The organism is Microbacterium sp. NPDC088619 (assembly GCF_044752825.1).
Classification (GTDB): Bacteria; Actinomycetota; Actinomycetes; order Actinomycetales; family Microbacteriaceae; genus Microbacterium.
Map to the genome: position 1 here is coordinate 530,035 of NZ_JBIVLZ010000002.1, position 12,843 is coordinate 542,877.

Annotated in this window: 12 protein-coding genes; all 12 read right to left on the bottom strand. The window is 67.9% G+C overall.

Going from position 1 to position 12,843, the window contains the following annotated elements:
• Positions 1-177: 177 nt before the first annotated feature.
• The 12 genes from tuf to ACIP5T_RS17165 all read right to left on the bottom strand — a co-directional run bounded on the left by tuf (position 178) and on the right by ACIP5T_RS17165 (position 12,842).
• On the bottom strand, positions 178-1,368 hold the full coding sequence (tuf, locus tag ACIP5T_RS17110; RefSeq protein ID WP_116635678.1) for an elongation factor Tu: 1,191 nt from the start codon (positions 1,366-1,368) through the stop codon (positions 178-180).
• 148 nt (positions 1,369-1,516) lie between these two features.
• Positions 1,517-3,634 (bottom strand): elongation factor G, encoded by a 2,118-nt coding sequence (gene fusA, locus ACIP5T_RS17115; RefSeq protein WP_400866095.1) that lies wholly within the window; start codon positions 3,632-3,634, stop codon positions 1,517-1,519.
• An 84-nt stretch (positions 3,635-3,718) separates the two neighbouring features.
• Complete coding sequence (gene rpsG, locus ACIP5T_RS17120; RefSeq protein ID WP_042538706.1) at positions 3,719-4,189, bottom strand: 30S ribosomal protein S7; 471 nt, start codon at positions 4,187-4,189, stop codon at positions 3,719-3,721.
• A 5-nt stretch (positions 4,190-4,194) separates the two neighbouring features.
• The gene (gene rpsL / locus ACIP5T_RS17125; RefSeq protein WP_042538704.1) at positions 4,195-4,563 is read right to left on the bottom strand and encodes a 30S ribosomal protein S12; all 369 of its coding nucleotides are present in this window, start codon (positions 4,561-4,563) and stop codon (positions 4,195-4,197) included.
• 221 nt (positions 4,564-4,784) lie between these two features.
• On the bottom strand, positions 4,785-8,507 hold the full coding sequence (locus ACIP5T_RS17130; protein ID WP_400866098.1) for an SCO7613 C-terminal domain-containing membrane protein: 3,723 nt from the start codon (positions 8,505-8,507) through the stop codon (positions 4,785-4,787).
• Positions 8,507-8,725, bottom strand: coding sequence for a helix-turn-helix transcriptional regulator (locus tag ACIP5T_RS17135; protein ID WP_140037917.1), 219 nt, complete (start codon positions 8,723-8,725; stop codon positions 8,507-8,509). The genes ACIP5T_RS17130 and ACIP5T_RS17135 overlap by 1 nt, the downstream gene beginning before the upstream one ends.
• Complete coding sequence (locus ACIP5T_RS17140) at positions 8,725-9,201, bottom strand: DUF2975 domain-containing protein (RefSeq protein ID WP_400866101.1); 477 nt, start codon at positions 9,199-9,201, stop codon at positions 8,725-8,727. Before ACIP5T_RS17140 ends, ACIP5T_RS17135 begins: the two co-directional genes overlap by 1 nt.
• 140 nt (positions 9,202-9,341) lie before the next feature.
• Positions 9,342-9,989 (bottom strand): spermidine/putrescine ABC transporter substrate-binding protein, encoded by a 648-nt coding sequence (locus ACIP5T_RS17145; protein WP_400866103.1) that lies wholly within the window; start codon positions 9,987-9,989, stop codon positions 9,342-9,344.
• 60 nt (positions 9,990-10,049) lie between these two features.
• Positions 10,050-10,541, bottom strand: a complete 492-nt coding sequence (locus tag ACIP5T_RS17150) for a hypothetical protein (RefSeq protein ID WP_400866105.1) — start codon at positions 10,539-10,541, stop codon at positions 10,050-10,052.
• An 8-nt stretch (positions 10,542-10,549) separates the two neighbouring features.
• The gene (locus ACIP5T_RS17155) at positions 10,550-11,560 is read right to left on the bottom strand and encodes an ABC transporter (RefSeq protein ID WP_400866107.1); all 1,011 of its coding nucleotides are present in this window, start codon (positions 11,558-11,560) and stop codon (positions 10,550-10,552) included.
• A gap of 132 nt (positions 11,561-11,692) precedes the next feature.
• Positions 11,693-11,845, bottom strand: a complete 153-nt coding sequence (locus tag ACIP5T_RS17160) for a hypothetical protein (protein ID WP_400866110.1) — start codon at positions 11,843-11,845, stop codon at positions 11,693-11,695.
• Between the two features lie 73 nt (positions 11,846-11,918).
• A complete protein-coding gene (locus ACIP5T_RS17165; protein WP_400866113.1) occupies positions 11,919-12,842 on the bottom strand; it encodes a sugar ABC transporter permease in 924 nt (307 codons plus the stop codon).
• Between the last annotated feature and the right edge of the window lies 1 nt (position 12,843).

Here is a 12,843-nt window from a genome sequence, read left to right on the forward strand (position 1 = left end):
TCTCCTGCCCGAGGCCGGGCGACGGCGATGCCCGCAGGCACGCTCGGGCCATGCTATCCATCAGGAATCGTGTCTCGCCGCGAAGTAGCCGAGAACGCCACGCACGCGGACGGACCGCCCCGGTACGACAAAGGGGCCGGACCCGAAGGTCCGACCCCTGAGCGAGAAAGCAGATGCTTACTTGATGATCTTCGTGACCGTACCGGCGCCGACGGTGCGTCCACCCTCACGGATGGCGAAGCCGAGGCCCTCTTCCATGGCGATCGGCTGGATCAGCTCGACCGTCACGTCAGTGGTGTCGCCGGGCATGACCATCTCGGTGCCCTCGGGCAGCGTGATGACGCCGGTGACGTCGGTGGTGCGGAAGTAGAACTGCGGGCGGTAGTTCGTGTAGAACGGGTTGTGACGCCCACCCTCATCCTTCGACAGGATGTACGCGGTACCGGCGAAGTCGGTGTGCGGCGTGACCGAACCCGGCTTGACGATGACCTGACCGCGCTCGACGTCCTCACGCTTCGTGCCACGGAGCAGGAGACCACAGTTCTCGCCGGCCCATGCCTCGTCGAGCTGCTTGTGGAACATCTCGATACCCGTGACCGTGGTCTTGACGGTCGGACGGAGTCCGACGATCTCGACCTCGGAGTTGATGGCCAGCGTGCCACGCTCGGCGCGGCCGGTGACGACGGTTCCACGACCGGTGATCGTGAAGACGTCCTCGACGGGCATCAGGAACGGCTTGTCCTTGTCGCGCACCGGGTCCGGAACGTGCTCGTCGACGGCCTCCATGAGGTCGAGGATGGACTGGGTCCACTTCTCGTCACCCTCGAGGGCCTTCAGAGCGGAGACGCGGACGACAGGAGCGTCCTCGGCGAAGCCCTGCGAGGCGAGCAGCTCGGAGACCTCGAGCTCGACGAGCTCCAGGATCTCCTCGTCGTCGACCATGTCGGACTTGTTCAGCGCGACGAGCAGGTACGGCACGCCGACCTGCTTGGCGAGCAGCACGTGCTCACGCGTCTGAGCCATCGGGCCGTCGGTGGCGGCGACCACGAGGATCGCGCCGTCCATCTGAGCAGCACCGGTGATCATGTTCTTGACGTAGTCGGCGTGGCCGGGGGCGTCAACGTGCGCGTAGTGGCGCTTCGGGGTCTCGTACTCGATGTGCGAGATGTTGATGGTGATTCCACGCTGGCGCTCTTCCGGCGCCGAGTCGATGGAAGCGAAGTCGCGCTGCACGTTGGTGTCAGACGGGAACTTGTCAGCAAGCACCTTCGAGATCGCTGCGGAGAGCGTGGTCTTGCCGTGGTCAACGTGACCGATGGTTCCGATGTTGACGTGCGGCTTGGTCCGCTCGAACTTGGCCTTAGCCACTGGGTCCTCCTCAGGACGTCATGTAGAGGGTGCCGGGCACTGGTTTGCGACCGGTTCTCTACGGGTGTGAATCTCAGTTTAGTAGAGAGGGAATGTGAAGTTGTAGGTGACCTGGGAGCCGAGCCTGAACCCGGCTCCCAGGAAAGTGTTACTCGCCGCCCTGGTGCTTCTGGACGATCTCGTCGGCCACAGCGCGGGGAACCTCAGCGTAGCTGTTGAACTCCATCGAGTAGACCGCGCGGCCCGAGGTCTTCGAGCGCAGGTCGCCGATGTAGCCGAACATCTCGGACAGCGGGACGTGTGCACGGACGACCTTGACGCCTGCGGCGTCTTCCATCGACTGGATCTGGCCACGACGCGAGTTCAGGTCGCCGATGACGTCGCCCATGTACTCCTCAGGAGTACGCACCTCGACCGCCATCAGCGGCTCGAGGAGCGCCGGGCTCGCCCGGCGAAGAGCTTCCTTCATACCCATCGATCCTGCGATCTTGAACGCCATCTCCGAAGAGTCGACGTCGTGGGCCGCACCATCGACGATCGTCGCCTTGACGCCGACGATCGGGTAGCCGGCGAGCACGCCGACGTTCATCGCGTCCTGGAAGCCGGCATCGATCGAGCCGATGTACTCACGCGGGATGCGACCACCCGTGACCGAGTTGACGAACTCGTACGTCTTGTCGTCGTCGAGGTCGAGCGGCTCGATGTTGAACTGGATCTTCGCGAACTGACCCGATCCACCGGTCTGCTTCTTGTGCGTGTAGTCGTACTTCTCGACGCCCTTGCGGATCGTCTCGCGGTACGCCACCTGCGGCTTGCCGACGTTGGCCTCGACGTTGAACTCGCGCTTCATGCGGTCGACGAGGATGTCGAGGTGCAGCTCGCCCATGCCCTTGATGGTCGTCTGACCGGTCTCGGGGTTGAGCTCCGTGCGGAAGGTCGGGTCCTCTTCAGCGAGCTTCTGGATGGCGACACCCAGCTTCTCCTGGTCGGCCTTGGTCTTCGGCTCGATCGCGACCTCGATGACGGGCTCGGGGAACGTCATCGACTCGAGCACGACGGGCGCTGTCGGGTCGGTGAGGGTGTCACCGGTGGTGGTGTCCTTCAGACCGATGACGGCGTAGATGTTGCCCGCGGTGACCGAGGGAACAGGGATCTCCTTGTTGGCGTGCATCTGGAAGATCTTCCCGATGCGCTCCTTCTTGCCCTTGGTCGAGTTGATGACCGCGGCGCCGGAGTCGAGCTGGCCCGAGTAGACGCGCACGTAGGTCAGGCGACCGAAGAACGGGTGCACGGCGACCTTGAACGCGAGGGCCGCGAACGGGTCCTTCGCGTCGGGGTGACGCTCGATGATCGTGTCGTAGTCCTTGGGGTCGTGCGCCTCGATCGAGCCCACGTCGAGCGGGTTCGGGAGGTAGTCGACGACGGCATCCAGCATCGGCTGCACGCCACGGTTCTTGAACGCCGAACCGCAGAGGACCGGGTAGATCTCGGAAGCCACGGTGAGCTTGCGGATCGCGCCCTTGATCTCGGCGACGGTCAGCTCTTCGCCACCGAAGAACTTCTCGAGCAGAGCGTCGTCGGTCTCGGCGACGGTCTCGAGGAGCTGCTGACGGTACTCGTCTGCCTTGTCCTTGAGGTCGGCCGGGATCTCCTGGACCTCGTAGGAGGCGCCCATGGTGACGTCACCCTTCGAGTCGCCGGCCCAGACGAGGGCACGCATCTCGACGAGGTCGATGACGCCGACGAAGTCGTTCTCTGCACCGATGGGCAGCTGGATGACCAGCGGCTTGGCGCCGAGGCGGTTGATGATGGTGTCGACGGTGAAGTAGAAGTCCGCGCCGAGCTTGTCCATCTTGTTGACGAAGCAGATGCGGGGGACGTTGTACTTGTCGGCCTGACGCCACACGGTCTCGGACTGGGGCTCGACGCCCTCCTTGCCGTCGAACACTGCGACGGCACCGTCGAGGACGCGGAGCGAGCGCTCCACCTCGACCGTGAAGTCCACGTGACCGGGGGTGTCGATGATGTTGATCTGGTTCTTGTTCCAGTAGCAGGTCACGGCGGCAGACGTGATCGTGATGCCGCGCTCCTTCTCCTGCTCCATCCAGTCGGTGGTCGAGGCACCGTCGTGGGTCTCGCCGAGCTTGTGGTTGACGCCCGTGTAGAACAGGATGCGCTCGGTGGTGGTGGTCTTGCCGGCATCGATGTGAGCCATGATGCCGATGTTCCGAACCTTGCTCAGGTCGGTGAGCACGTCTTGTGCCACAGGAGTGTCCTTATCTTTTTGGCAGTCTTGCTGCGAAGAGGGGGTGCCTGCCCCCGGCGTGTGGCCGGGGGCAGGCGAAGCTGTTTACCAGCGGTAGTGAGCGAACGCGCGGTTCGACTCGGCCATCTTGTGCGTGTCCTCGCGGCGCTTGACCGCTGCGCCGAGACCGTTCGACGCGTCGAGGATCTCGTTCTGGAGACGCTCGGTCATCGTCTTCTCACGACGACCCTTGGCGTAGCTGACGAGCCAGCGCAGCGCGAGGGTGTTCGCGCGGTGCGGCTTGACCTCGACCGGAACCTGGTAGGTCGAGCCACCGACGCGGCGGCTCTTGACCTCGAGAGTCGGGCGCACGTTGTCGAGCGCCTTCTTCAGAGTGGCGACGGCATCCTGACCGTTCTTCGCCTCGACGCCCTTGAGGGCGTTGTAGACGATCGACTCGGCGAGCGACTTCTTGCCGTCGACCAGGATCTTGTTGACCAGCTGGCTGACGATCGGAGCGCCGTATACCGGGTCGTTGACGACGGGACGCTTGGGGGCGGGACCCTTACGAGGCATTGGACTCAGCCCTTCTTTGCGCCGTAGAGGCTGCGAGCCTGCTTACGGTTCTTGACGGCCTGGGTGTCCAGGGCGCCACGGACGATCTTGTAGCGAACACCGGGGAGGTCCTTGACACGACCACCGCGGACGAGCACCAGGGAGTGCTCCTGGAGGTTGTGACCCTCACCCGGGATGTAGGCGGTCACCTCGGTGCCGTTGCGGAGCTTCACACGAGCGACCTTGCGCATCGCCGAGTTCGGCTTCTTCGGGGTGGTGGTGTAGACGCGGGTGCAGACCCCGGCCTGCTGCGGGTTCGACTTGAGTGCGGGCGCCTTGGTCTTGGTGACCTTGGGCGAGCGACCCTTGCGAACCAACTGCTGAATGGTTGGCACGTTCTCTCCTCATAATGCTGCACGGTGACAGCGTGATGGGTTTCACATCAGTGACCCACCGGCACGCCGGAATCGACGTGCCTTTTGTGGTGGTGGGTATGCCGTGGGGGCGGACCGGCATGGTGCCGACGCCCAGCGTGCACGTCGAGACGTGCACACACCTGATCAAGTGTAATGCCACGTAACCTGGTGGTCAAATGGCGGCCGCGGTCCTGCCGCGCTCACCGCAGATCCCGGACGCGCGCGGCCACGCCGCTCCCCTCCCCCGTTCGACGTTCGGCGGTGACCGCGATGATCAGCAGCACGGCACCCATCACCGCGAGAGTGATCCACCAGGGCATCGACTCCACTCCCCGCCCGATCTGCACCGAGAACACGAACACGTTCTCGACCGGCAGCACGACGAGGCCGAGGAGGAACGGCGCGGCGAGCCGTTCGCGAGAGCCCACGAGGATCGCGATCAGGGCGAGCACCATCACGAGGATCGCTCGCCAGGTCAGGGGGTCGGTGAAGGTCGAGACGATCGACGCGATCATCATCGTGACGATGCCTGGCGCGAGCAGCGCCCAGGACCCGGTCCAGCGGCCCGGCCAGCTGTCGAGCGTGGGGCGCGCGCCGCCGAACTCCGACGGCTGCCGTCGCAGGGCGAGTGCTCCGGCGAGCAGGAGGAACGCCCCCAGTGGCAGGGAGAACCATTCGACGCGCAGATCCCGAGGACTCCACGCCACGACGGCGGTCACGAATGCGATGGCGAAGAGGAACCACACCGGCGGGGCCGTGGTCTCGCGTCGGCTCACGCGGTGTGCGATGACGACGGTCGCCACGAGGTAGCCGAGCATCAGCATCCACATCGGCCAGATCGAGAACCAGTCGCGCTCGATCGCGAACCAGGTGCCGACCGCGAGGGCGAATGCAGCGGGTGCGCCGAGCCACCTCGTGGTGCGCAGCACCGAGTTCTCGGCCGATGCACGTCTGATCCCGCGGCCGGCGAGCAGCAGAGCCGAGGCTCCGGCGGCGCTCACCCCGAAGCAGCACAGGAAGAGGGCCAGCCCGTGGACCGAGGCCAGATCCCAGCCCAGACCGAGGCGGACGCCCTGCAGCGGCCCGACGATCGCCGCGAGTGCCGCGGCCGCGAGGATCGGAACGCGCAGAGCGCCCAGTCGGTGCAGGCGGGACCCTGCCCGAACCCTGCCCAGAAGCATCTCGGAGACCAGCAGTGCCCACGACGCGGCGAGAAGCCCGCCGACCCGCCACGCGACAGCAGGCTGATCGGCAGACGATCCGGCGAACGCGACGGCCGCGAGCAGCGGGGCGACGGCGGTGAGGACCCCTGCGGAGAACAGCGCCGTCGACCGGCGACCGCGAAGCGTGAGGAGCAGACCGACGAGAGCGGCCCCGAGAGTGGGCGGCAGGAGGTAGGCCTCGAGCACGTCGACGCCGGCGATGCCCCAGGTGCACCAGAGGGCGCCCGTGAATGCGGCCCCGGCGACCAGCCACGCATAGCGACGAGCGGCGAAGAGTGCGGCGGCGACCGCTCCGAGACCGATGATCAGCAGCACCACGAGAGCCGTACCGAGGCCGGCTGCCTCGCGTTCGAGAGACAGCGCCGTCGCGATCGCTCCGGTGAGCAGCGCCGAGGCCTCGATGGCGGCGCGAGCGGCGCTCACCGTGCGCGCGGGATGGCCTCTGGCGACGAGCAGATCACTCACGAGCGAGGAGGATGCGAGGGCGAGCGCGACGATGACAGCCACGATCGGCAGGACGATCGGAGATCCGCTCGATGCCAGGAGCTGCGCACCGAGGCAGACGACGACCACGGCGAGCGTCGGCACGAGCATCGCGGCCGCCATCGAGCGGACCAGCAGTGTGAGCCCCGGTCGCCGGGTGAGCAGCAACGTCATCGCCAGCACGGACATGAGCCCGGTCGAGAGCGCGGTCCAGCCGCTGCGCTCGATCAGGACTTGAAGCACTCCGATTCCGAACGGCACCGCCGAGACGACGAGGATCGCCTGCCATGAGCGAGCGCCGATCGCCGTGAGATGGGTGGCCGCTATGGCGACCAGCAGGCCGGACGACGCAGTGAGGCACAGCTGGGCGATGCCGTCGACGCCGCTCTCTGCGAGCGCCGTCGCCACCAGGACCAGACCGTAGGCGAAGCCGGCGCCGACGTAGAGGAATCGCCACCGGGCAGGACGCACGGCTGCGAGCGCGGCCACAGCGAGGAGGGTCGCCACCCCGGCCGGCGGGACGATCGACGGCTCACGCCAGGCCACCATCGCCGCCGCGGCGAGAGCGAGATGAGCGGCGAGGAGCAGGATCGGACGGATGCCCCTGCCTGCAATCCGGTGAGGCATCCACCGCAGCATCGCCGAGATCGCCAGGACCATCCCGATCAGCACGGCGACGGACGCCGGCAGCACGAGCAGACCGCCGCAGCCGAGCACGAGCACCGCGACGACGGCGAAGGCGACCGCGAGTCGCGACGCGGTCGCGGCGAAGAACCGCACGCCGTCGCGTCCGCGGGCGAGCGCACTGTAAGCGGCCAGACCACCGCTGACCGCGACGAGCCCGATCGGGCCTCCCCACCCCGCGACGCCCCCGCCGGTCAGCACCGGGCCCTGTCGGAGGAAGGCGATCACGGTCGTCGCGCCGGTGATTCCGGCGAGCATCAGCAGCACGGCTGACGGCACGGCGAACACGGTCAAGGCCCCCGCGACGGTGTACGCGCGTGGCACGCGAGATGGCAGCGGCGCCAGCACCCCGACCAGCACCAGCGCGACGGATGCCACCCCCGGGACGATGGCGAAGTGCCACGTCATGTCGAGCTCGCGGATGCCGGGGACTCCCCAGACGGCGAGCACCAGCGCCGTGGACCCAATCGCTCCCGCGGCGTACGCCCACAGCGGTCGGAGCATGCGTCTTGCGGCGATCACGGCGTGTGCTGCGATGAGGAGGAGCAGTCCGCTCGCGGTGAACAGCGTCGTCGTCATATCGCCGTCGAGGCTCACCAGCAGGAGGAGTGCGCTGGCGACGGCGAGCAGCTGCACGGCGACGAGAGTGGTGCGCTCGACCAGCGGCAGCCTGATCCACTCGACGATCGCGGCACCCGCGAACGCGACGCCGATCGCGCCGACGGCGCCCGAGAGCGGGGTGCCGCCGGCGGCGCCGAGCATCGCCGGCGCGACCGACAGCGCCACCACCGCGGTCCACTGCCAGATCCGGATGCCGAAGCGCCTGCCGACTCCGAGCACCGCGAGCGCGGCGACGGCAGTGGCGACCGACGCGGTGCCCCAGGGGTCGATCTCCGGCGCGGCGAGTTGGGCGACCGCGTGCACGTCGAGGCCGGCGAACACGAGGCCGAGGCCGCCGACCGCTTCGGCGGAGAAGCGCAGGCCGCGGCGGGACAGCAGCCAGGCACCGCCGAGGAACAGCAGAGTGATCAACCCCACGATCACGCTGCGCAGAGCGCGATCCGCGAGATCGGGGTTGAAATAGGTGAAGACGATCGCTGCGACGGCGAACAGCCCGGCCCCGGCCGTCGCCAGGACGGACTGCAGAGTCGCGCTGCTCTGCGGGGATGCCTCTGCGCTCCGCGCGTCTCTGCCAGGCGGGGGCGGTGGCGGCCCGGCCGCCTTGGCCGTCGCGGGAGTCGGCGCCTCTGCCATGGGGACGGTCACCCGCGTCGTGGCGATGGCCGTCTGAACGACAGGGACGCGACGGAGGGTCTCGTCCCGAGCGCGGATCGCGACGGCAGCCGCGAGCGACGCCTTCCAGATCTCGATGCCGATCGGGCCACGAAGGTCGGAACCGCATCGCGCACAGCATCCGCCGTCCAGCGTCCACTGGCACACCGGACAGGTCCCCCCGTCGAGCAGATGCCGGGCGACCGCTTCACCCCAGGTGATCGACGGCGCCTCTGCGCCCGGGGCCGACATGGTGGTCATCACTGCTCCTCGGAATCGGGAACCCAGCGCAGAATGTCCCCGGGCTGGCATTCGAGCACGCGGCAGATCGCCTCGAGGGTCGTGAAGCGCACGGCCTTGGCTCGACCGTTCTTGAGCACGGCGACGTTGGCCGGGGTGATGCCGATCGCATCGGCGAAGTCCTGCACGCTCATCTTCTTGATCGCGAGCTGGACGTCGAGGTCGATGACGATCGGCATCAGACGACCTCCGACATGTCCTGCTCGAGTTCGAGAGCCTTGCGGAGCAGACCTCGCAGCACGACGACCAGCAGCGCGAGCGCCGCACTCACCACGATGCCCAGCACCGCGAGCAGTGTCAGCGACAGCGACACGGCACGGCTGGCGACGATGACCAGATATGACGCGAGGATGACGGCTCCGGCCGCGATGAGAGCGCCGAGGATGATGTCGACGTAGCGGAACGCCTCGACACGGAAGATGCGATCGTCCTGCACCAGCGAGAGCAGGAACCAGATGCATACGAGCGTCACCTGGATCAGGGCGAGGAAGAGCACGGCACCGATGACGCCGGGGACCTCGAGCCACGCGACGTCCGGATTGCGCTGGGCCGTGATCCGGGCCACCTCGGGGATGACCAGGGTCTGGCTCGCCAGCAGGAGTGCGAGAAGAACGATGATCAGCGCCTTGAGAACGCGAGTGACACGAGGATGCATGGGTTGCCCTATCGATCGCCAATGGGTATCTATCGAAAAACGATACCCAGCGGACGCGCGACAGCGCCAGCGACAAGCACGGCTCTCAGCGGATCCGCAGGCAGCGCCCCTGACGCACGGGGGCGCGGCGCATGCGGGCGCTACGACTGATCTGCGTCGAACGGCGAGTCGAGAGAGTCGGTGAGTTCGGCCAGCAGCGCCTCGATCTGGGGCTCGACGTGCTGCGAGATCGCCGCCTGGATGTAGAGGCGGTGACGCAGCAGGATGCCGCAGATCTCACGGCCCACCATGTTCGCGTACTCGTCGGCGAGGGCGACCTCCTGCCGCAGAGCGACCTTCGCCTCGTCGCTCAACGGGGGCAGCGGCGGCAGATCCGCCACGGCCTCGTCGGCCATCCCGGCGATCGTGAAGAGGAACGGCGCGCCCGGAACCGGCTCCGGGTCGAGCGGCAGCCCGTCGAACTCGGGATCAAGGCCGTCAGCCGGACGGTAGCTGCGCGCCCGATTGCGCGCCGCCTGCTGGTCGAGCTCGCGCTGCAGCATCGGCAGGTTCCTGGCGGTGTACTCGGCCACCGCGTGATCGACGATCGTCTTGATCCGCGTGGACAGGCCGTGCTGCACACCGTGCGGCGTGTTCGCGCCGATACCCGCCGCAGACAGGATCGGAGACCCCAGGCAACGTCGACAGGGCGCGACCCGACCGCGATGGGTCGCCGGCTCCCAGCGCGGCACCCAGCGCAACCAGGCTTCTACGGCCTGGTCGACCTGCGTCTCCAATGAGCGCTCCACACGTAGAGCGTACGGCGCGGGCGCGGCGGACGCGGAGATTTCCCGCATCACGGCGGGGCGTCACTCGTCCTCGTCGTGCTCCCAGGGCCACTGCGGATGCTGTGCGCGCGTGCGGCGCAAGGCGATGCCACCCCAGGCCGCGATCGCGGCGGCGGCGAGGAGAACTGCGCTCGCACCCCCGCGGACCAGGTCGCCCGCGACGGCCGTCGCTACGACGAGGTCGCCACTGGCGGCGGCGACGCCGATCCACACGACGACGAGGTGCGCGAGCGCTGCGGCCAGTGCGACCCCCGGTGCCGATACGAACGACGGTCGCGTCCGCCGCAGCGAAGACCAGAGCGACAGTGCGAACGCCACCACCGCCCCCAGCATCGCGATCGCACCGGGCAGCGGACCGAGGCCAGGCACCGCGATGATGTCGCTGTCGGTCGCGATGCTCACCGCGCCGAGACCGAACACGGCGAGGGCGAAGAAGCTGATCGTGGCGAGCACCAGCGCCAGAATGACCGAAACCCCCGGGGACTCGGGTCCACGGGGGTTCGGTGATGACATGTTCGTGACTACCTCGCCAGCGTCGGGCCGGCCTCGAGCGTGCGCTCGTACTCGCGCTGCGCTTCGGCGTTGAGCTCGGTCTTGCGCGCCCCGCTGCGGGCGACCCACGCGCCGAACCAGATGGTCAGCTCACGGGCGAACACGAATGCCGCGATGGCGAGCGGGTGGAAGAGCTGCGCGCCGATGAGCTCGCTGCCCTCCCGAGCAGTGAGCAGCCAGAAGGGCGCCTCGAAGAGAGCGCCGAGGATGTGGCCGCCATAGGCGATGAGACCGACGATGATGCCGAAGACCACCCAGAGTCCCCAGCGCCCGCGGTTGATGAACGCACCCAGCAGCCAGAATCCGAGGAAGAACACCACCACAGGAACCCAGAAGCCCCAGGTCGTCAGAGGAGCGAGGGCGGCTTCGCCGATGTTCTCGCCGGTGATGTCGCCTGCGACGGCGCGGAGGCCGAGCGTCGCGCCCAGGTAGAGGATCGCGAAGGCGATGGTCGCCAGCAGACCGATCGCGCCTGCGGTGCCGCGGTTGCCGCGTTCGCGGGGCGGCTCAGGAGCCTGGACGAAGATCGGCTGCTGCTGGACCGGCACGACGACCGGCTCGGCGGCTGCGGGCTCCGAGGGGACGATCCGGGTCTCGGTGTGGTCGGCCGACGCGTAGGCGGCTCCGGCCAGTGCCGACTGCTCGTGCGCCGCAGGCGGCGTGTACGCGGCGGTTGCGTCGACATCCGTGTTCCACGACTTCGTCGTGTCGTCTGCGTCGTCGAGGTACTTCGGGTCGTTGAGCTCCGGCGTGGAGAAGGTGCCGGGGTGGTCGTTCTCGGCAGCCTCGAAGGCTGCGACATCGGGGTCGACGACGGGCTGGGTCGGTGCCGGAGCCGACGTCTCGTGCGTGGGGTCCGCGGGCGTGCCGTGCACGCCTGCACTCGCTGCGGCGGCGTCGTCGAGTCCAGCGTTCGCGCTGTCGACGACGTCGTTGACGTCTTTCGGCCGCTCGGGCTGGGGAACCTCGGGGTCACTCATGGGTGCGCCTCTCATCGGATGTGTGCTCTGCGAGATTACCGCCGCCCGCCCGCGCCTCGGCGGAGGCGTGCCGACGTGTCGCCGAGCCCGTGATCGCGCGCCTCGGCCGCCGGACGGGGCCCGACGGCACCGCTACGGAAGGGTGGAGCGGAGGGTGTCGCCGACGAACGAGGCCACGACCGGCACTATCGGCATCGAGAACCAGATCAGAGCGCCCACCACGCCGATGCACAGCACTGCGGCGATCCAGCTGATCACCACGTTCCGCCCTCCGACACGCGTCATGCCATCACGCTACGACCCGCCGGCGGATCGCCGGTGATCGCAACGCCGGGAACGACGCGACCATGACGGACGATCAGCCCTTCGTCGCGCCGGCCGTCAGCCCGCCGACGATGTACCGCTGGAGGAACAGGAAGAGGATCATCACCGGGATCGCAGCCATCACGGCGCCGGCCGAGAACGCCGACCAGTCGGCGTAGCGGGGGTTCGCGACGAGCTTCGTCAGCCCGACGACCAGGGTCTGCTGGTCGACGTCGACGAGCATGACGCTCGCGATCACGTATTCGTTGACCGTGCCGATGAACGACAGCAGCGCGACCACCGCGAGGATCGGCGCGACCAGAGGCAGGATCATCGTGAAGAAGATGCGGGCATGACCCGCCCCGTCGATGCGGGCCGCCTCGTCGAGCTCCATCGGGAGGGTGTTGAAGAACCCGTACATCAGGTAGGTGTTCACGCCCAGCGCGCCCCCGAGGTACACGAGGATCAGACCCGTGTGCGTGTTCAGACCGATGGCGGGGAACCAGTCCCCCAGCGTCGACATCAGCAGGAAGATCGCCACCACGGCGAGCAGCTGCGGGAACATCTGCACGACCACGATCGTGACGAGGCCGATGCGACGACCCGCGAAACGCATGCGCGAGAAGGCATATGCCGCCAGGGCGCCGATGAAGACGGTGACCGCACCGGTGACCACCGCGATGACCAGCGTGTTCAGGAACCACAGTCCATAGGGGTTCTGCGGATCGCTGAGGATGCGCACGTAGCTGTCGAAGCCGAACGCGGAGAACAGCTGGTTCGAGCCGGTCAGCGTGCCTTTCGGGTTGAGCGACGCCGAGACGACGTACAGCAGCGGGAAGAGCGCGAAGGCGCTCACGACGATGGCGACCACATGGCGCCATCCGGTGTCTGCGAACCACGCGCCGAAGCTGCGGCGACGAGGCGCGAGGTCCTGCGCGACGGCGACGGGGCGGGCGGTGCCGGTATCCGTGGTGCTCATG

Excerpts from the sequence above, each read along its gene's own strand:
- ACIP5T_RS17165 (WP_400866113.1), bottom strand. The coding sequence starts at position 12,842 with ATGAGCACCACGGATACCGGCACCGCCCGCCCCGTCGCCGTCGCGCAG.
- ACIP5T_RS17150 (WP_400866105.1), bottom strand. The coding sequence starts at position 10,541 with ATGTCATCACCGAACCCCCGTGGACCCGAGTCCCCGGGGGTTTCGGTC.
- ACIP5T_RS17130 (WP_400866098.1), bottom strand. The coding sequence starts at position 8,507 with ATGACCACCATGTCGGCCCCGGGCGCAGAGGCGCCGTCGATCACCTGG.
- ACIP5T_RS17135 (WP_140037917.1), bottom strand. The coding sequence starts at position 8,725 with ATGCCGATCGTCATCGACCTCGACGTCCAGCTCGCGATCAAGAAGATG.
- ACIP5T_RS17155 (WP_400866107.1), bottom strand. The coding sequence starts at position 11,560 with ATGAGTGACCCCGAGGTTCCCCAGCCCGAGCGGCCGAAAGACGTCAAC.
- ACIP5T_RS17140 (WP_400866101.1), bottom strand. The coding sequence starts at position 9,201 with ATGCATCCTCGTGTCACTCGCGTTCTCAAGGCGCTGATCATCGTTCTT.
- rpsG (WP_042538706.1), bottom strand. The coding sequence starts at position 4,189 with ATGCCTCGTAAGGGTCCCGCCCCCAAGCGTCCCGTCGTCAACGACCCG.
- ACIP5T_RS17160 (WP_400866110.1), bottom strand. The coding sequence starts at position 11,845 with ATGACGCGTGTCGGAGGGCGGAACGTGGTGATCAGCTGGATCGCCGCA.